Below are 19,133 nucleotides of genomic sequence, written 5' to 3' on the forward strand. Positions count from 1 at the left end.
TCGGTGGCCGGCAGGGCCAGCCAGAGCAGGGGCTCCGCCTGCCAGGCACCCAGCATCGGCGACGGTGCGACCAGACTGGCGCTGGCAAGGCGCAGCGGCGGGTTGGGATGGGCGCCGCCGGCATCGCGGAAGCGGGTGGAATCGATCCGCACCGCCGACCACACCAGCTCATAGACGAGGTCGCGCCCGCCCTGGGTGATGATCTGGCGCTCCTGCCACTGCGCGGTCTCGACCTCGCGGTCCAGCCGCAGGACCTGGAACGTCCGGCCGAGTGCCGGCTCCTGCACCGGGCCCGCCGCCCTGGTCTCGCCCACGACCCGGACGAACCGCCCGTCCGGCACGAGGTCGGTCCGGTCCGCCGCGGCATCGACGACCTCGGCACCGACGGCGGCGCGCAGGTCGGCCGCCGACGCGGTCCGCCACTCGTGCCAGACGGAAACCGCGACTGCCGCCAGGAGGATGAGGCTGCCGATCACGACCGGCACGACCGACTTGCTCAATGGGACTCTCCTGGGCAGCTTGCGGCGTCAGGTCCGAGGACGGCAGCATGATGGGCTTCAACCCGCTCGACGAGGCCCGGATCCGCCTGGGCATGGACGAACTGGCCGGGCGTGACCCGCAGGTAGCAGCCCTGCGCGCCCGGATCGGCGACCCGCCGCCCCGGATCCGCCCGCCGGGCTTCGCCACCCTCCTGCAGATCATGACCGCCCAGCAGATCTCCGTGCGGGCCGCCGCCGCGATCTGGCGCCGGCTGGAAGCCGCGGCCGGGACCACGCCCGACCATGCCTGGCTGGCGGAACAGACGGTGGAGACGTTGCGGGCCTGCGGCATGGGCCACCGTAAGATCGCCCATGCCCAGGCGCTGGCCCGGGCCGTGCAGGCGGGCACGCTCCGGATCGACCGCCACCACGTGGCCGGCGAGGCGGAGGTCCTGGCCGAGATCACCGCCCTGCCGGGCTTCGGCCGCTGGAGTGCCGAGATCTATCTCCTGTTCGCGCTGGGCAGGGCGGACGTGCTGCCGGCCGGCGACCTCGCCGTGCAGGTCGGCTACCAGCGCCTGCGCGGCCTGCCTGTCCGGCCGGGCGAGCAGGAGCTGCGCCTGGCAACGGAAGATTGGACGCCCTGGCGAGGTGTCGGCGCCCTGTTCCTGTGGCACTATTACGGGGCGACCACGCTGGAGGACGCGCGGTGAGGGAAGTGCCTGGGGACGATGCGATCGTGGCGGCCGTGCGCAAGGCCCTGCCGGACGTGGTCGGCATCTGGTTCTACGGCAGTGCCGCGCAGGGCCGCGCCGGGCCGGAGAGCGACCTGGACATCGGCGTGCTGGGCGGAATGCGCTACGACTTCGACCAGCTCTGGAAGGCGACCTGTGACCTCGTCGAAGAATTGTGCTGGGAGCCGATCGACCTGGTCGATCTGCGGGATGCCGGTTTGCCGCTGCGGTTCGGCATCGTTTCCGAAGGGCGCAGGCTCTGGGCCCTGGACCCCAAGGCCGCGGACATGCTTGAGAACAGCGCAATCGGCATGTTCCAGCGTGACAGGGTTCAGCGCAGTCAAGATATTGCAATGTGGCTGGAGCGCTTCCGCCGGGGCTTCGACCTGACCGGAGCGGGGCATTGATCGATCATGTCATCCTCGCGAAGACGGCGATCGTCGGCCGTTGCCTGCAACGCATCGCCGACCGCTACCCCGGTAGGGAGCAGGACCTGGAGACGGACCTCGATCTTCAGGACATCGTCATGCTCAACCTCCAGCGCGCCTGCGAAGCGACCATCGACATGGCGAACCGCGCCCTCACGCTGCTGGGCCAGCCGCCTGCGTCGGACAGCCGCGATGCCTTCTTCCAGCTCAATCGGCTGCGCGTGATCGACGGAGAACTGGCAGGTAGGCTCTACGGCATGGTCGGCTTCCGGAACCGGCTGGTGCATCAGTACCAGGAGATCGATCTGGACCGGGTCCGTGCGATGTTGGCGAACAACCTGAACGATCTGACCGACTTCGGCGCGATCATGATCGACCGGTTCGGCGGGAAATCCTCCGAACAGGCCAACCCTGGCACCTGAGGCCACCGCCTGCTAGAAGGCTGGCGCGCGCGGGCAGCGAGGCCCGCCGGCGCCGCTTGTCGTCCGTTCACCGCGTCAGAGACCACCGACCTTGGCCACCGAGCAGTCGCGCCCCTTCGACATCGTCCCGATCGAAGAGGAGATGAGGAAGAGCTACCTCGATTACGCGATGAGCGTGATCGTGGCGCGTGCTCTGCCCGATGTCCGCGACGGCCTCAAGCCCGTGCAGCGCCGGATCCTGTTCTCCATGAAGGAGAACGGCTTCGATCCGGGCAAGCCGCACCGCAAGTCCGCCCGCATCGTCGGCGACGTGATGGGCAAGTACCATCCGCACGGCGACAGTGCCATCTACGACGCCATGGTTCGCATGGCGCAGCCCTTCTCGCTGCGCCTGCCGCTGGTGGACGGCCAGGGCAATTTCGGCTCGCAGGACGACGATCCCCCGGCGGCGATGCGCTACACCGAGGCCCGCCTGTCGCGTGCCGCCCTGTCGGTAATCGGTGAGATCGACGAGGACACCGTCGATTTCCGCCCGAACTACGACGAGAGCGCCGAGGAGCCCTCCGTCCTGGCCGCGGGCTTCCCGAACCTGCTGGTGAACGGGGCGGGCGGCATCGCGGTCGGCATGGCCACCAACATCCCGCCGCACAATCTGGGCGAGGTGATCGACGGCTGCGTGGCGCTCATCGAGAACCCCTCGATCGAGCTGCCCGAGCTGATGGAGATCATCCCGGGTCCGGACTTCCCGACCGCCGGCATCATCCTGGGCCGCGGCGGGATCATGTCCGCCTACCAGAACGGCCGCGGCAGCATCGTCATCCGCTCCAAGAGCCATGTGGAGGAGATCCGCAAGGACCGCCAGGCGATCGTCATCACCGAGGTGCCCTACCAGGTGAACAAGGCCCGGATGGTCGAGCGGATCGCCGAGGTGGTGCGCGACAAGAAGGTCGAGGGCATCGCCGACCTGCGCGACGAGAGCGACCGGCAGGGCATCCGGGTGGTGATCGAGCTGAAACGCGACGCCGACCCGGACGTCGTGCTGAACCAGCTCTGGCGCTACACGCCGGTGCAGACCTCGTTCGGCATCAACATCGTGGCCCTGGTCGGTGGCAGGCCCACCACGCTCGGCCTGATCGACATCCTCAAGGCGTTCCTGGAATTCCGCGAGGACGTGATCCTGCGCCGCTCGGCTTATCGGCTGGGCCAGGCGCGCAGCCGGATCCACGGCCTGGTGGGCTTGGTGATCGCGGTGCTCAACATCGACGAGGTGATCGCCCTCATCCGCTCGTCCAAGGATTCCGCCGAGGCGCGCACCCGGCTGATGGCGCGCGACTGGCCGTCCGCCGACATCCTGCCGCTGCTGGAGCGGGCGGAGGCCGGCCTCGTCGACGCGCCGCCGCCCTCCGACACCTACCGCCTGTCCGAGGCGCAGGCCCGCGCGATCCTGGCCCTCCAGCTCCAGCGCCTGACCGCCCTGGCCCGCGAGGAGCTGGTCGAGGAGGTCGAGAAGCTGGCGGGGGAGATCCAGGAACTCCTCCACATCCTGAACGACCGCGGCCGGTTGCTCGAGGTGATGCGCGAGGAGCTGCTGGAGATCCGCCAGAAGTTCGCCGACGAGCGCCGCAGCGTGATCGACCTGGACAGCGACCTCGACCAGGACATCGAGGACCTGATCCAGAAGGAGGACATGGTCGTCACCGTCACCCATGCCGGCTACGTCAAGCGCGTGCCGCTGGTGACCTATCGGGCGCAGCGCCGCGGCGGCAAGGGCCGCGCCGGGATGCGCACCCACGAGGACGACGTGGTCACCCGGCTGTTCGTGGCCAACACCCACACGCCGGTCCTGTTCTTCACCACCGCCGGCCGAGTCTACAAGCTCAAGGTCTACAAGCTGCCGCTGGGTAACCCCCAGGCGCGCGGCCGGGCGATGATCAACCTGTTCCCGGCCATGGACGGCGGCGAGGCGATCTCGGCGGTGCTGCCGCTGCCCGAGGACGAGACCACCTACGACCAGCTCTCGATCGTGTTCGCGACCGCGCGCGGCCGGGTCCGGCGCAACGACCTCACCGACTTCATCCGCGTGCCGTCCAACGGCAAGATCGCGATGGGCCTGGACGAGGGCGACCGGCTGATCGGCGTGGACGTGTGCGACGACAGCTACGACATGCTGCTGGCCGCGCGCGGCGGGCGCGCGGTGCGCTTCCCGGTGGAGAGCCTGCGCGTGTTCAAGTCGCGGGCCTCGGAAGGCGTGCGCGGCATGGATCTCGCCAAGGACGACGAGGTCGTGTCCATGTCGGTCCTCCATCATGTCGAGCTGCCGATCGAGCGGCGCGACGCCTACCTGAAATACGCCAACGCCCGCCGCCGCGCCGAGGGCGAGGATGCGGAGAACGGCAACGGCGATCTGGTGATCGATCTGGGCGAGGAGGAGATCCAGAAGCTGCAGGCCGACGAGCAGTTCCTGCTCACCGTCACCCGCAACGGCTTCGGCAAGCGCACCTCGGCCTACGAGTACCGGATCACCAACCGGGGCGGGCAGGGCGTGATCAACATCGAGACCTCGGCGCGTAACGGCGAGGTCAGCGCCACCTTCCCGGTGACCGACGCCGACCAGCTCATGCTGATGACCGACCAGGGCAAGCTGATCCGCATGCCGGTGGACGGGATCCGGATCACCGGCCGGAACACTCAGGGCGTGCGCCTGTTCAACGTCGACGAGGACGAGCATGTGGTGGGCGCGGTCCGCCTGCTGGACGCCGCCGAGGACGACGAGACGGACGAGCCGGTCGAGGAATGAGCGCAGCGTTGCCCGGCGGTCCGGGGAACGGCGGCGCGGAGACGCATGAGATGAGCAAGGTGCGGACCGGGATCTATCCCGGCACCTTCGACCCGCTGCACAACGGGCACATGGACGTGATCCGCCGGGCCATGGCCCTGGTGGACCGGCTGGTGATCGCCTGTGCGATCAATGTCGGCAAGGAACCGTTGTTCCCGCTGGAGGATCGCGTCGCGATGATCCGGGCGGAAGTGGCGGCCCTGCCGGAGAACGGCACGCGCGTCGAGGTGATCCCGTTCGAGACGCTGCTGGTCCATTTCGCAAAAGAGCAGGGCGCTCAGATCGTGGTGCGCGGCCTGCGCGCCGTGTCCGACTTCGAGTTCGAGTTCCAGATGGCCGCCAACAACAAGCGTCTGGCGCCGAAGCTGGAGACGGTCTTCCTGATGGCGTCCGAGAACTGCCAGTGGATCTCGTCGCGCTTCATCAAGGAGATCCACGGCCTGGGCGGCGACGTTTCCAGCTTCGTCAGCCCGCAGGTGCTCCAGCGGCTCGACCAGCGGCGGGGGCGCGGCTGAAGCCTTGCGCATCACCGAGTTCGACTTCGACCTGCCCGAGGGGGCGATCGCCCAGGCACCGGCCGAGCCACGCGAGTCGGCACGGCTGCTCCATGTCGCCGACCGGCTGGCCGACCTCCACGTGTCCGACCTGCCGGACCTCCTGGAGCCCTGCGACCTCCTGGTCCTGAACGACACCGCGGTGCTGCCGACCCGCTTCTTCGGCAGCCGGGGCGAGGTCCAGGTCGAGGTCACCCTGGTCCGCCCGGAAGGGGAGAATGGCTGGTGGGGCCTGGCACGGCCGGGCAAGCGGCTGCGGCCGGGCGACCACGTGCGGCTCGCCAGCGAGCTTCACGCCGAAGTCGCCCGGAAGGACCCGGACGGGCTGGTCCTGTTCCACTTTCCCCATGCCGGGGCCGAGCTGATCCGCCGGATCAAGGCGGAGGGGCGGATGCCGCTGCCGCCCTATATCCGCCGGCCGCGCGGCGGCGACCCCCTGGATGACCGGGCCTACCAGTCGGTGTTCGCCCGGCGCGACGGCTCGGTGGCGGCGCCCACCGCGTCCCTGCATCTGACCGAGCCGCTCCTGGCGACGATCCGCGCCAGGGGCGTGCCAACCGAGTTCGTCACCCTCCATGTCGGCATGGGCACCTTCCTGCCGGTCAAGGTCGAGGACACCGACGACCATGTGATGCATGCCGAGTGGATCGAGCTGCAGGCCGACGCGGCGGCAAGGATCGAGCGGCATCGCCGGGAGGGCGGCCGGGTGGTCGCGGTCGGCACCACCGCGCTGCGCACCCTGGAAAGCATGGTCCGCCCCGACGGCACGCTCGGCCACGGCACCAAGGACACGCGCCTGTTCGTCACGCCCGGCTACCGGTTCGGCGTGGTCGACCGGCTGCTCACCAACTTCCATCTGCCGCGCAGCACGCTGTTCATGCTGGTCTGCGCCTTTGCCGGCATGGCCCGGATGAAGCGGGCCTACGCGCACGCCGCCGCCACTGGCTACCGCTTCTTCAGCTACGGCGACGCCTCCCTCCTCGAACGCAACGACCCGAGCCAGACTTGACCGAATTCCGCCACGAGACCGTCGCCACGGACGGTGCCGCCCGCGCCGGCATCCTGCACACCGCCCATGGGGCCGTACCGACCCCCACCTTCATGCCGGTCGGCACGGCCGCCACCGTCAAGGCGATGACCCCGGAGATGGTGGCCTCCACCGGGGCCGGCATCGTGCTGGGCAATACCTACCACCTGATGCTCCGTCCGGGTGCCGAGCGGGTCGGCCGGCTGGGTGGGCTGCACCGCTTCATGAACTGGCCAGGCCCGATCCTGACCGATTCCGGTGGCTTTCAGGTCATGTCGCTCGCCAAGATCCGCAAGCTCACCGAGCGCGGCGTCACCTTCGCCTCGCATATCGACGGCAGCCGCCACGAGCTCACCCCGGAGCGCTCGATCGAGATCCAGCACCTGCTGGACGCCACCATCACCATGCAGCTCGACGAATGCCTGCGCCTGCCGGCCGAGCGCACAGAGATCGAGCGGGCCATGGAACTGTCGCTGCGCTGGGCCGCCCGCTCGAAGGACGCCTTCCAGCAGCGCCCGGGCTACGCGCTCTACGGCATCGTCCAGGGCGGCACCGATCCCGAGCTGCGCCGCCGTTCCGCCGAGGGGCTGCGGGAGATCGGCTTCGACGGCTACGCCGTGGGCGGCCTGGCCGTGGGCGAGCCGCAGGCCGAGATGTTCCGGACCCTGGACGAGACCGTGCCGTTCCTGCCGGGCGACCGGCCGCGCTATCTCATGGGCGTGGGCAAGCCGTCCGACCTGGTAGGCTCGGTCATGCGCGGCATCGACATGTTTGACTGCGTGATGCCGACCCGCTCGGGCCGCACCGCCCAGGCCTTCACCCGCCGCGGCACGGTCAACCTGCGCAACGCCCGCCACGCCGACGATCCGCGCCCCCTGGACGAGACTTCCGATTGCCCGGCCGCGCGCGACTATTCCCGCGCCTACCTGCACCACCTGGTCCGCAGCGACGAGATCCTGGGCGCCATCCTGCTGACCTGGAACAATCTCTGGTACTACCAGTCCCTGATGCGCGGGATGCGCCAGGCGATCATCGAAGGCTGCCTCGCCGACTGGGCCGCCCGCTTCGCCGAGGAGCAGGCACTGGGCGACCTGCCGCCTTTGACCGGCTGAACCACCTCCTGGATCTTTAGGTCAGCTTCACCCCGTCTGCAGAATTGCTGCGGTTGTCTGTCGCACGGCAGCCATTAAGCCCGTCCTGCGTTTTGCGGAAAAGAACAAAGGGGGGAGCAGCCATGGCGCAGGACCGTCGCGGCTTTCTGGCGTCGCTGTCGGCAGCGGCGCTGATCGGCAGCGGGATGGCACCGGCAGCCCGGGCGGCCGATCCCGACACGCTCACCCTGGACTGGGCCTACTACAACCCACTGAGCCTGATCCTGCGCGACCGCGGCATCCTGGAGGAACGGTTGAAGCCGCGCGGCATCGACGTGCAGTGGGTGCAGTCGCTTGGCTCCAACAAGGCGGTGGAGTTCCTGAACGCCGGCAGCATCGCGTTCGGCTCGACCGCGGGTGCGGCGGCCCTGCTCGGCCGGGTCGCCGGCGCCCCGATCCGCACCGTCTATGTCTATTCCCAGCCGGAATGGACCGCGCTGGTGACCCGGCCCGACACTGGCATCGGCAAGGTCGCCGACCTGAAGGGCCGCAGCGTCGCGGTCACCAAGGGCACCGACCCCTATGTCTTCCTGCTGCGCTCGCTCCAGGGCGCCGGCCTCACCCAGAACGACGTGCAGCTGGTCCTGCTCCAGCACGACCAGGGACGTCTGGCGCTGGAGCGCGGCGACGTCGATGCCTGGGCCGGGCTCGACCCGATGATGGCGCAGTCCGAGCTGGAGGCCGGCTCGCTCCTGTTCCACCGCGACCCCGGCCTCAACAGCTATGGCGTCCTGAACGTCCAGGAGGAGTTCCTGGCCAGTTCGCCCGACCTGGTCCGCGAGGTGCTCTCTGCCTACGAGCAGGCGCGCGAGATCGCGAAGGCGGAGCCAGAGGCCCTGGCCGAGCTCCTGGCCCAGACCGCGAAACTCTCGCCCGAGGTCGCCGCCCGGCAGCTCGAGCGCACCGGCCTGGACGAGTCCTGGCCGGAAGAGCGCCATGTCGAGACGATCCAGGGGGCCGGCCTGGCCCTGCAGGAAGCCGGTATCATCGCGGCCGATATCGACGTGGCGGCCACCACCGCACAGCTCGTCGACCTGCAGGCGGTCGCATCGCTGCGCGGGCAGGGCTGAGACGGTGGCGACCATCCTGGCCCGCGCCACCGCACCGGGCAGCAGGGCGCGGTCGCTTCCGTCCAGGCTGGGCCTGCCGTTCGCCGGCATCGCCCTGCCGGTGTTGCTGGCCCTGCTGCTGGAGCTGGGTGCGGCCACCGGCTGGCTGCAGAGCCGCTTCCTGCCGCCGCCCAGCCGGATCTTCGCGACCCTGGCCGGGCTCTGGACGACCGGCGACCTCGCCGGCCACATCCTGATCACCCTCTGGCGGGTGGCACTGGGCTTCCTGTTCGGTGCGGTGGCCGCGACCCTCTTGGGCATGGTGGCCGGCGCCTCGCCGCTCTGGCGCCGCTGGGTCGATCCGACCCTGCAGGGTCTGCGCAGCATCCCGTCCATTGCCTGGGTGCCGCTGTTCATCCTGTGGTTCGGCATCTTCGAGACGCCCAAGATCGTGCTGATAGCACTCGGCGCCTTCTTCCCGGTCTATCTGTCGCTCTCCACCGCCCTGCGCGAGGTCGACCGCAAGCTGGTCGAGGTCGGCCAGGTCAACGGCTTCGACCGCCTGACCATCCTGCGCCGGATCATGCTGCCCGCGGCCCTGCCGGGCTGGGTGGTGGGCCTGCGCGGTGGCCTGGCACTCGGCTGGATGTTCGTGATCGCCGCCGAGCTGATGGGCGCCAGTGCCGGTGTCGGCTATCTGCTGCTGGACGGGCAGATGACCGGCAATGCCGCGCAGATCGTGGGCTGCCTGTGCCTGTTCGCGCTGCTCGGTCGCCTGACCGATCTGGCCCTGGTGATGCTGGCCCGACCCTTCCTGGCCTGGCAGGACAGTGTCGCCGAGCGGGAGCAGGTCGCATGAGCCAGTTCCGTCTGGAAGCCGTGCAGCGGGCATTCGGCGAGCGCGTGGTGCTGAACCGGCTGAGCCTGTCGATCGCCGAGGGCGAGGCGGTGGCGGTGGTCGGGCGCAGCGGCTGCGGCAAGAGCACCCTGCTCCGGCTGCTGGCGGGGCTCGACCGGCCCGACATGGGCCGGGTCACCATCGACGGCACGCTCGTGACGGGGCCGCGGCCGGACGTGGCCGTGGTGTTCCAGGAGCCGCGCCTGCTGCCCTGGCTGGACGTGCTGGGCAACGTCATGGTCGGCCTGGGCGGCAAGGGCGACCGGGAACAGGCCCGGCAGGAGGCGATGCGGGCGCTCCGGCGGGTGGGCCTCGCCGAGGCTGCGGCGAAGCTGCCCAAGACCCTGTCCGGCGGCATGGCGCAGCGGGTCGGCATCGCCCGCGCACTGGTGCGCCGGCCGCGCCTTCTGCTCCTGGACGAGCCGTTCTCCGCGCTGGACGCGCTGACCAAGGTCGAGCTGCAGGGCGAGCTGGACAGGATCCGGGCGGAGGACGGGCCGGCCCTCCTGCTGGTGACCCACGACCTGGAGGAGGCCGCGGCCCTGGCCGACCGGGTGGTGGTGCTGGAGGCGGCCCCGGCCGGGATCGTGCTGGACCTCGCGATCGATCTGCCCCATCCCCGCAACCGCCGCTCCGCCGCCTTCCAGGCGATCGAGGCCAGGCTGGCCCGGACCCTGGGTGGCACGGATGCGGCAGAGGAAGATGCAGGGATGGAGCGAGCAGCATGAACGGTGACGAGCTACGGGCGATGCAGGCGCCGCTGAAGGACCGCTACCGGTCGGAGCCGGAAGCCGCCCTCGTGACGCTGCGGGCATCCGGCAGCCTGGACGGCGAGGGCATCGCCTGCCGGGTCGAGACCGGGCGCGCCCTGGTCGAGGCCGGCCTGCATCCGGCCACCGGCGGCAGCGGGCTGCAGGCCTGCTCCGGCGACATGCTGCTGGAAGCGCTGGCCGCCTGTGCCGGCGTCACCCTGCGCGCCGTGGCGACCGCACTGGGCATCACGCTGCGTGGCGGCGAGGTGCAGGTCGAAGGTGACCTCGACTTCCGCGGCACGCTCGGCGTGGACCGGACCGCTCCGGTGGGCTTTCAGGGGATCCGGCTGCGCTTCCGGCTCGACACCGATGCGGACGAGGCGACGCTCGCCAAGCTCCTGCAGCTGACCGAGCGCTATTGCGTGGTGCTCCAGACGATCGCCACCCCGACCAAGGTGGATGCGACGGTCACGGCGGCCTGAGCCTCGGCGACATCTGCAGGTCGTGATGCAGCACCCGCCCGGGATCTAGGGCGGGTGCTGCTCGTCATGGGTTCTTCAATATTTACACATATCCAATGTAATATGTGTAGAAACTACGTGACCGGAACCGATATTCATGGTTGACGGAAGGACGCAGGTTGTCGATCCATCCGCCAGCAAATGTTCCTGCGAGCCCCCATGCCGCGTCCGATCCATCGCCTGCCGCCGCTCAATGCCCTGCGCTGCTTCGTGGTGGCGGCCAAGCATCTGAGCATCAGCCGTGCCGCCGAGGAGCTGTTCGTCACGCCCGCGGCGGTGAGCCAGCAGATCAAGCAGCTCGAAGACCATCTGGGCTGCCTCCTGTTCCGCCGCACCGCCCGCTCGCTCCTGCTCACCGACGAGGGCCAGGCCTGCCTGCCGGGCCTGGCCGAGGGCTTCCAGAAGCTCTCCGAGGCGCTGGACGAGATCGACCTGCTGCAGAAGGGCGGGGTGCTCACCGTGTCGGTGGCCCCTTCCTTTGCCGCCAAGTGGCTGATGGGCCGGCTGGAGGACTTCCAGGAGCAGCACCCCGACATCGACGTCCGGATCTCCGCCTCCAACCAGATGGTCGACTTCGCCAGCGAGGATGTCGACTGCGCGATCCGCTACGGGGCCGGCAGCTATCCGGGCCTGGAGACCGACCATCTCCTGTCCGAATCGATCGTGCCGGTGGCGGCACCCTCCCTGGTCGAGCAGGCGGGCATCCGCGAGCCAAAGGACCTGGCCGGCGTGCCGCTGCTGCACGATGACGGGCCGGAGCGGGATGCGAGCTGCCCGGACTGGCCGATGTGGCTGAAGGCGGCCGGCGTGCGCGACGCCGACGGCAAGCGCGGCCCGCGCTTTGATCAGTCGGCCCTGGTGCTGGAAGCGGCGATGGCCGGACGCGGCGTGGCGCTGGCCAAGGCGCGGCTGGCCGAGCATGACCTGGAGACCGGACGGCTCGTGCGGCTGTTCGACCTGGAGCAACCGCTGCGCTTCGCCTATTTCCTCGTCTGCCCGGCGCGCAAGGCCAAGCTCGCCAAGGTCGCCGCGTTCCGCACCTGGCTGCTCAGCCATACCCGCGAGACCGAAGGCGGCCCGCATCCGGCCCGGGTGACCGCTTCGGCCTGAAGCGGCCTGGCCGTTCATCTCGAAGCGCAAGGCAGGGCTGATGGTCCATCCGCTGCAGAAGTTGATCAATGGATTCGAGCGGTTCCGGACGGAAGGGATCGATGACCCGCATCTGTTCTCCCGGCTCCTGACGGATGGCCAGAAGCCGGAAGTGATGGTGATCGGCTGCGCCGACAGCCGGGTCGATCCCGGCGTGGTCACTTCCTGCCAGCCGGGCGAATTGTTCATCCTGCGCAACGTCGCGGCGATCGTGCCGCCCTACGGGCCGGACGAGCAGCCGCATGCCGCCTCGGCCGCCATCGAGTTCGGCGTCCGCCGCCTGAACGTGAAGCACATCCTGGTGCTGGGCCATCAGGCCTGCGGCGGCATCCGCGCACTCGCCGAGGGCACGGTCGGGCTGGAGTTCATGGCGCCCTGGGTGGGCGTGATGGACGATGCCCGCCGGATCGTCGCCGGCAGCGGCCTGGAGCCGGACGCGCAGATCCTGCTCCTGGAGCAGGCTGCCGTGCTCGGCAGCCTGCGCAACCTGCTGACCTTCCCCTGGATCGAGCAGCGCGTGGTCCGGGGCGAGCTCACCCTGCACGGCTGGTGGTTCAACCTGGCGGAAGGCCGGCCCATGGCCTTCGACCCGCTGCACCAGCGCTTCGTGCCGCTGTCCGACACGATCCGGCCGATCGACCACCGCGTCGACGTGACCGCGACCGGCCGCGCCGCGCCGCTCTCGCTGGAAGGCTTCGTGGCCCGCGCGGTGGCGGATGCCGGGATGGCCGCGTTCCCCGGGGCCTGAATGGCCCGTCCATTGAGCGGATGGCTTTTGCCCATGGCTCGTGTAAGCGCCTTGGCGCATGGCTGACGACGAGTTCGAGATCGACTGGGTGAGGGAGGAGCGCACCGGCGTGGCCGAGGCGGTCCTGTGCGCGCCCAAGTCCGACGACCAGGTCCGTTCGATCCTGCGCCAAGCGCAGGAAGCACGGCACCGCCTGTTCCTCACCCGGCTGGGGCCGGAGCGCTTCGGCCGGCTGCCGGCCGACCTGCGCGCGGTGCTCGACTACGACCCGGTCTCGCGCACCGCCATGCTGGGGGGCTCGGCCCTGACCGCCACGGATCCGGCCGGCCCGCCCCGGGTGGCCCTGGTCGCCGCCGGCAGCTCCGACCTGCCGGTCCTGCGTGAGGCCGAGCGGACCCTGGCCTTCCACGGCCGCACCGCGCGCACCATCGTCGATGTCGGCGTGGCCGGCCTGCACCGCCTGCTCCGGCGGATCGACGAGCTGCGCGGCTTCGACGTGATCCTGGCGTTCGCCGGCATGGAGGGTGCTCTGTTCACCGTGCTGGGTGGCCTGGTCGACGTGCCGGTGATCGCGGTGCCGACCTCGGTGGGCATGGGCGTGGGCCAGGGCGGCCGGGTGGCGCTCCAGTCGGCCCTGTCCAGCTGCGCGCCCGGCATCACCGTCGTGAACATCGACAATGGCTTCGGTGCCGCCTGTGCCGCGGTGAAGCTGCTCAACCTGGCCGACCGCGCCCATCCGCTCCGTAACGTGCGGGCCACCGCCCACTGAGCCGTCGCGGCGCCTTTGCACTTGCGCCTGCCTGCCCAAGCGGTTCTTTCCCAGTTCGGACCGTGCTCGGGAGATCGGAATGAGCCAGCTGCGTGACGACGCCTTGGACTACCATGCGCGGCCCGTGGCCGGGAAACTCGAGGTCCGTGCGACCAAGCCGCTCTCGACCCAGCGCGACCTGTCGCTGGCCTACAGCCCGGGCGTGGCCGCCGCCTGCGAGGCGATCGCCGCGGACCCGCAGGAGGCGGCCAGGCTCACCTCGCGCGGCAATCTGGTGGCGGTGGTCACCAACGGCACCGCGGTGCTGGGCCTGGGCTCGATCGGGGCGCTGGCGTCCAAGCCGGTGATGGAGGGCAAGGCGGTCCTGTTCAAGAAGTTCGCCGGCATCGACGCGTTCGACATCGAGCTGGACGAGCACGACCCGGAAAAGCTCTGCGACATCGTCGCCGCCCTGGAGCCCACCTTCGGCGCCATCAATTTGGAGGACATCAAGGCGCCGGAGTGCTTTCTGATCGAACGCAATCTGCGCGAGCGCATGCGCATCCCGGTGTTTCATGACGACCAGCACGGCACCGCGATCATCGTGGCCGCCGCGATCGTCAACGGCCTGGTCCTGGTCAACAAGCCCATCGAGGACGTGCGGCTGGTGTGCAGCGGGGCAGGGGCGGCGGCGCTGGCTTGCCTGGACCTGCTGGTGGCGATGGGCTTGCGGCCCGAGAACGTCACCGTCACCGACATCCTGGGCGTGGTCTATGAGGGCCGTACCGAGCTGATGGACCCGTGGAAGGCCAAGTGGGCGCGGCCCACCACGGCCCGCACGCTGGGCGACATCATCGTCGGCGCCGATATCTTCTTGGGCGTGAGTGCCGCCAACGTGCTCAAGCCCGAGATGCTGGCGGCCATGGCCGACCGCCCGATCGTCCTGGCGCTCGCCAACCCCAACCCCGAGATCCCCTACGAGCTGGCCAAGGCGACCCGTCCGGACGCGATCGTGGCGACCGGGCGGAGCGACCATCCCAACCAGGTCAACAACGTCCTCTGCTTCCCCTACATCTTCCGCGGCGCGCTGGATGTGGGCGCCACCACCATCAACACCGAGATGGCGATCGCCTGCGTCCGGGCCCTGGCCGACCTGGTGCGCACCACCACGCCCGAGATGGTGCACCTGGCCTACCAGACCGAATATCTGTCGTTCGGCCCGGAATACCTGATCCCCAAGCCCTTCGACCCGCGCCTGGTGGTGGAGCTGCCGGTCGCGGTCGCCAAGGCGGCGATGGAAACCGGCGTCGCGAGCCGGCCGATCGAGGATCTCGCGGCCTACCGGGCGCGCCTCGACCAGAAGGTCTACAAGTCCGGCCTGATCATGCGCCCGCAGATCGCCCGGGCCAAGGCCAGCCTGCAGCGCCTGGCCTTCACCCATGGCGAGGAGGAACGGATCCTGCGCGCGGTGCAGGTGGTGGTCGAGGAGAAGATGGCGAGGCCGATCCTGATCGGCCGGCCGGACGTGGTGCAGGCCCGGATCGAGCGCTACGGCCTGCGCCTCGTCCAGGACCGCGACTTCGACCTGGTCAACCCCTACTCCGATCCCCGCTACAACGACTATGTCGCCTTCTACCGCGACCAGATGGGCCGGCGCGGCGTGACGCCGGAACTCGCCCGTGAGGTGGTGCGCACCGAGCCCACCGTGATCGCCGCGATCATGGTGGCGCGCGGCGAGGCGGACGCGATGATCGCCGGCCCGGTCGGCCGGTTCATCGACCATCTGCGCGACATCCAGGACGTGATCGGGATGCGCCCGGACATCCGCGAGGCCTCCACCGTGCACGGGCTGGTCCTGGACCGGGGCGTGCTGTTCCTGGCCGACACCTATGTGAGCGACGCGCCGACGGTCGAGAAGATCGTCGAGACCACGCTGGCCGCCAGCCAGGCGGTCAAGCGCTTCGGCATCGAGCCCAAGGTGGCGCTGATCAGCCACAGCAATTTCGGCAGCCGGGAATCCCCCCAGGTCAGGATCATGCACGACGCGCTGACGGCGATCCGGGCCCGCGCACCGGGCCTGGAGATCGACGGCGAGATGCATGCCGACAGCGCTTTGATCCCGAGCCTGCGCGACAAGATCCTGCCGGATTCCACGCTCACCGGTGAGGCCAACCTCCTGATCATGCCGGGCCTGGATGCCGCGCATATCGCCTACAACCTGGTGAAGGCGGTCACCGGCTGCGTCTCGATCGGGCCGATCGTGCTGGGGCCGCGCCTGCCGGCCCATGTGGTCACCCCGTCGGTGACTGCCCGGGGCATCACCAACATGGCGGCCATCGCCTGCGCCGAAGCCATCGCCCTGCGCCAGGGCGAGGCCGGATGAACGGTGCGGAGGAGGTCCGCGCGTCCCAGAGCGAGGGCATCGACGAGGCGGCGGTGGCCGGGCTGGCCGACGCGGTCGCCCGGGCCGACCGGGATTCCGTGCTGGAATGCCTGGCGCCGCTGCACCCGGCCGACCAGGCAGCCCTGCTCCATGCGTTGAGCTACGAGGAGCGCCGCCAGGCGGTGACGCTCGGCGCGGACGTGCTGGAGCCCGAGACCCTCAACTGGCTGGACGGCGACGTCCGCGACGAGGTGGTGGACGCGCTGGGGCCGAAAGCCGCGGCCGCGGCCCTGTCCGAGCTGGAATCGGACGACGCCGTCGAGATCATCGAGGATCTGGACGAGGAGGACCGCACCGCCATCCTCCTGGAGATGGGGCCGGCCGAGCGTTCCCAGGTCGAGCAGGCCCTGGCCTACCCGGAATACACGGCGGCCCGCCTGGTCAAGCGCGACAATGTCGTGGTCCCGGACTTCTGGACGGTCGGCCAGACCATCGACTATTGCCGCGACCATGGCGAGAGCCTGCCCGAGGAATTCTGGGACATCCTGATCGTCGACCCGAAGATGCGGCCGGTGGGGCAGGTCCATGTCGCCGAGGTGCTGCGCTCGCGGCGCGACGTCACCATGCGCTCTTTGCGCCTGAAGGAGCAGGTGCTGATCGAGGCGGTGACCGACCAGGAGGAGGTCGCCCGGATCTTCCGCCGCCACGGGCTGAACTCCGCACCGGTGGTCGACGCGGCCGGCCGGCTCATGGGCGTGGTCACGCTCGACGACATCCTGGAGGTGGTCGAGGAGGAGGCCGAGGACGACCTGCTGCGCCTGGGCGGCGTGATCGACAGCGACCGCTATGCCGGTGCCTGGCGGACCACGCTGAACCGGCTGCCCTGGCTCGCCATCAACATCGTGACCGCCCTGATCGCCTCCATGGTGATTGGCCGCTTCGAGGATTCGATCGACAAGCTCACCGCGCTGGCCGTGCTCATGCCGATGGTGGCGAGCATGGGCGGCAATGCCGCGACCCAGGCGCTGACCGTGACCGTGCGCGCCCTGGCGGTGGGCGGGCTCGGCCGGCGCGAGGCCTGGCGGCTGCTCGCCAAGGAGGGCCTGGTCGGCGTGCTGAACGGCGGCGCCTTCTTCGTCGTGGCCGTGGCGACCGCCTTTCTGTGGTTCTGGCAGGGCGAGCTCGCCCTGGTGTTCGGGATCGCCATGTTCCTGAACCTGGTGGTGGCGGGCGTGGTCGGCGCCGCCATCCCGATCGGCCTGAACCGGCTGAAGCTGGACCCGGCGATCGCGTCCACCGCCTTCGTCACCACCACCACCGACGTGGTAGGCTTCCTGACCTTTCTCGGCCTTGCCACCATCCTGCTCCTCTAGGGAGTCTGCCGATGCTCGATCATGCCCTGCCCGAGGAAATCCAGGCGCTGCGCGACCTGGTACGGCGTTTCGCACGCGAGCGGATCGAGCCGCTGGCAGCCTCCATCGACCGCGACGACCGCTTCCCGCGCGAACTCTGGCCGGAGCTCGGCCGCCTGGGCCTGCTCGGGATGACCGTGCCGGAAACGGAAGGCGGCACCGGCCTGGGATATCTCGCCCACGTCGTCGCCATGGAGGAGATCTCCCATGCCAGCGCCTCGCTGGGCCTCTCCTACGGCGCCCATGCCAATCTCTGCGTGAACCAGCTCCGCCTGAACGGCACGCCCAAGCAGAAGGCCCGGTTCCTGCCGGGCCTGATCGACGGCAGCCAAGTGGGCGCACTCGCCATGTCCGAGCCGGATGCGGGCTCCGACGTGGTCGCGATGCGCACCCGCGCCGAGCGGGTCGAGGGCGGCTTCCGCCTGACCGGGCAGAAGATGTGGATCACCAACGCGCCCGAGGCCGACATCCTGATCGTCTATGCCCGGACCTCGCCCGGGCCCGGCCCCAAGGGCATCACCGCCTTCATCGTCACGCGCGGCACGGACGGCTTCAGTGTCGGCACCAAGCTCGACAAGCTCGGCATGCGCGGCTCGCCCACGGCACCTCTGTACTTCGAGAATGCCTTCGTCCCGGACGAGCAGGTGCTGGGCGAGGTCGACCGCGGCGTGCGCGTGCTGATGTCCGGCCTGGACTATGAGCGGATCGTGCTGGCCGGCGGCCCGCTCGGCATCCACCAGGCAGCCTATGACCTGGCGCTGGACTATGCCCGCAGCCGCAGGCAGTTCGGCCAGCCGATCGGCACCTTCCAGCTGGTCCAGGGCAAGCTCGCCGACCTCTACACCCGCCTGCAGGCCTCCCGCGCCCTGGTCTATGCGGTGGCGCGCGCCGCCGATGCCGGCACGACCAGCCGCGAGGATGCCGCCGGCTGCCTGATGTTCGCCGCGGAAGCCGCCACCGCTGCGGCATTGGACGGCATCCAGATCCTGGGCGGAAACGGCTATACCCGCGATTATCCGGCCGAGCGCCTGCTGCGGGACGCCAAGCTCTACGAGATTGGCGCCGGCACCTCGGAGATCCGCCGCTGGCTGATCGGCCGCTGCCTGACCGGGCTGGATGGCTGATGAGCGCACCGATCGACTTCTTCTTCGAGTTCGCGAGCCCGTACGGCTACCTGGCCTCCTTGCGGATCGATTCGATCGCAACCGCCTACGATCGCGAGGTCGTCTGGCGGCCGATCATGCTGGGCGCCGCGTTCAAGGCGTCCGGCTCGGTGCCCAATGCCCACGCCCCCCTGCGCGGCCCCTATTTCTTCCACGACGTGCCGCGCAGCGCCCGGCTGATGGACGCGCCGCTGGTCATGCCGCCCACCGTGCCGATGAACTCGCTGGCAGCATCCCGCACCTACTGGTGGCTGTTCGACGCCGACCAGGACATCGCCCGCGGCTTCGCCCAGGCTTTGTTCCAGGCGCACTGGGGCGAGGGCCGCGACATGTCGACCGCTGATCAGGTCCTGGAGGTCGCCGGCACGTTCGGCATCGGTGCGGACGAGCTGCGCGCCACCCTGGCCGATCCTGCCGTCAAGCAGCGCCTCAAGGACGAGACCGACCGGGCGATCGCCGCCGGCGTGTTCGGCTCGCCCTACATCATCGTCGACGGCGAGCCCTTCTGGGGTGCCGACCGCCTGGACCAGGTCGAGCGCTGGCTGGCCACCGGCGGCTGGTAGCCCCTGGCCCCGGGGCCAAGTATAAGAGGCAGGCCCGGGGAGATGACGATGCAGGTCACGATCGATCAGCTGGAGCCGGAGGTGGTGGCGGCGCTGCGGCGGCGTGCGCAGGCGGC

At 69.9% G+C, this 19,133-nt stretch carries 19 protein-coding genes; 18 read left to right on the plus strand and 1 reads right to left on the minus strand.

The window, feature by feature from the left end; all coding sequences use genetic code 11:
- Positions 1-500 (minus strand): hypothetical protein (locus VNS22_RS10420; protein ID WP_325732116.1); only part of this gene is annotated, 500 nt, incomplete at its 3' end.
- 47 nt (positions 501-547) lie between these two features.
- Between VNS22_RS10420 and VNS22_RS10425 the strand changes: the two genes are divergently transcribed.
- The 18 genes from VNS22_RS10425 to VNS22_RS10510 all read left to right on the plus strand — a co-directional run bounded on the left by VNS22_RS10425 (position 548) and on the right by VNS22_RS10510 (position 19,017).
- On the plus strand, positions 548-1,192 hold the full coding sequence (locus VNS22_RS10425) for a hypothetical protein (RefSeq protein ID WP_325732117.1): 645 nt from the start codon (positions 548-550) through the stop codon (positions 1,190-1,192).
- A 26-nt stretch (positions 1,193-1,218) separates the two neighbouring features.
- A complete protein-coding gene (gene mntA / locus VNS22_RS10430; RefSeq protein ID WP_325732119.1) occupies positions 1,219-1,620 on the plus strand; it encodes a type VII toxin-antitoxin system MntA family adenylyltransferase antitoxin in 402 nt (133 codons plus the stop codon).
- A complete protein-coding gene (hepT, locus tag VNS22_RS10435; protein ID WP_325732121.1) occupies positions 1,617-2,063 on the plus strand; it encodes a type VII toxin-antitoxin system HepT family RNase toxin in 447 nt (148 codons plus the stop codon). The genes mntA and hepT overlap by 4 nt, the downstream gene beginning before the upstream one ends.
- Before the next feature lie 91 nt (positions 2,064-2,154).
- Positions 2,155-4,860 (plus strand): DNA gyrase subunit A, encoded by a 2,706-nt coding sequence (gyrA, locus tag VNS22_RS10440; protein WP_325732123.1) that lies wholly within the window; start codon positions 2,155-2,157, stop codon positions 4,858-4,860.
- 50 nt (positions 4,861-4,910) lie between these two features.
- Positions 4,911-5,414, plus strand: a complete 504-nt coding sequence (gene coaD / locus VNS22_RS10445) for a pantetheine-phosphate adenylyltransferase (RefSeq protein ID WP_325732125.1) — start codon at positions 4,911-4,913, stop codon at positions 5,412-5,414.
- Positions 5,415-5,418: 4 nt separating this feature from the next.
- The gene (queA, locus tag VNS22_RS10450; protein WP_325732127.1) at positions 5,419-6,462 is read left to right on the plus strand and encodes a tRNA preQ1(34) S-adenosylmethionine ribosyltransferase-isomerase QueA; all 1,044 of its coding nucleotides are present in this window, start codon (positions 5,419-5,421) and stop codon (positions 6,460-6,462) included.
- Positions 6,459-7,592, plus strand: coding sequence for a tRNA guanosine(34) transglycosylase Tgt (gene tgt / locus VNS22_RS10455; RefSeq protein ID WP_325732129.1), 1,134 nt, complete (start codon positions 6,459-6,461; stop codon positions 7,590-7,592). The genes queA and tgt overlap by 4 nt, the downstream gene beginning before the upstream one ends.
- Before the next feature lie 122 nt (positions 7,593-7,714).
- Positions 7,715-8,701 carry an aliphatic sulfonate ABC transporter substrate-binding protein gene (locus VNS22_RS10460; RefSeq protein WP_325732130.1) on the plus strand — a complete coding sequence of 329 codons (987 nt, stop codon included), beginning with the start codon at positions 7,715-7,717 and terminating at the stop codon, positions 8,699-8,701.
- 4 nt (positions 8,702-8,705) lie between these two features.
- Entirely contained in the window at positions 8,706-9,539 is an 834-nt protein-coding gene (locus VNS22_RS10465; protein ID WP_325732131.1) for an ABC transporter permease, read from the plus strand.
- On the plus strand, positions 9,536-10,306 hold the full coding sequence (locus VNS22_RS10470; protein WP_325732133.1) for an ABC transporter ATP-binding protein: 771 nt from the start codon (positions 9,536-9,538) through the stop codon (positions 10,304-10,306). Before VNS22_RS10465 ends, VNS22_RS10470 begins: the two co-directional genes overlap by 4 nt.
- Positions 10,303-10,812, plus strand: coding sequence for an OsmC family protein (locus VNS22_RS10475; RefSeq protein WP_325732135.1), 510 nt, complete (start codon positions 10,303-10,305; stop codon positions 10,810-10,812). The genes VNS22_RS10470 and VNS22_RS10475 overlap by 4 nt, the downstream gene beginning before the upstream one ends.
- Positions 10,813-11,010: 198 nt before the next feature.
- The gene (locus tag VNS22_RS10480) at positions 11,011-11,961 is read left to right on the plus strand and encodes a transcriptional regulator GcvA (protein WP_325732137.1); all 951 of its coding nucleotides are present in this window, start codon (positions 11,011-11,013) and stop codon (positions 11,959-11,961) included.
- A 40-nt stretch (positions 11,962-12,001) separates the two neighbouring features.
- Positions 12,002-12,748: a carbonic anhydrase gene (locus VNS22_RS10485; RefSeq protein ID WP_325732139.1), complete on the plus strand. Its 747-nt coding sequence runs from the start codon at positions 12,002-12,004 to the stop codon at positions 12,746-12,748.
- Positions 12,749-12,806: 58 nt separating this feature from the next.
- Positions 12,807-13,517, plus strand: coding sequence for a nickel pincer cofactor biosynthesis protein LarB (larB, locus tag VNS22_RS10490; protein ID WP_325732141.1), 711 nt, complete (start codon positions 12,807-12,809; stop codon positions 13,515-13,517).
- A 79-nt stretch (positions 13,518-13,596) separates the two neighbouring features.
- Positions 13,597-15,879: an NADP-dependent malic enzyme gene (locus VNS22_RS10495; RefSeq protein WP_325732143.1), complete on the plus strand. Its 2,283-nt coding sequence runs from the start codon at positions 13,597-13,599 to the stop codon at positions 15,877-15,879.
- Complete coding sequence (gene mgtE / locus VNS22_RS10500) at positions 15,876-17,252, plus strand: magnesium transporter (RefSeq protein WP_325732145.1); 1,377 nt, start codon at positions 15,876-15,878, stop codon at positions 17,250-17,252. Before VNS22_RS10495 ends, mgtE begins: the two co-directional genes overlap by 4 nt.
- A gap of 11 nt (positions 17,253-17,263) precedes the next feature.
- Positions 17,264-18,415, plus strand: coding sequence for an acyl-CoA dehydrogenase family protein (locus tag VNS22_RS10505; RefSeq protein WP_325732147.1), 1,152 nt, complete (start codon positions 17,264-17,266; stop codon positions 18,413-18,415).
- Positions 18,415-19,017: a 2-hydroxychromene-2-carboxylate isomerase gene (locus VNS22_RS10510; RefSeq protein ID WP_325732149.1), complete on the plus strand. Its 603-nt coding sequence runs from the start codon at positions 18,415-18,417 to the stop codon at positions 19,015-19,017. The genes VNS22_RS10505 and VNS22_RS10510 overlap by 1 nt, the downstream gene beginning before the upstream one ends.
- Positions 19,018-19,133 lie beyond the last annotated feature (116 nt).

Origin of the sequence: Geminicoccus sp., from assembly GCF_035556675.1 — a bacterium.
Taxonomy (GTDB): Bacteria; Pseudomonadota; Alphaproteobacteria; order Geminicoccales; family Geminicoccaceae; genus Geminicoccus.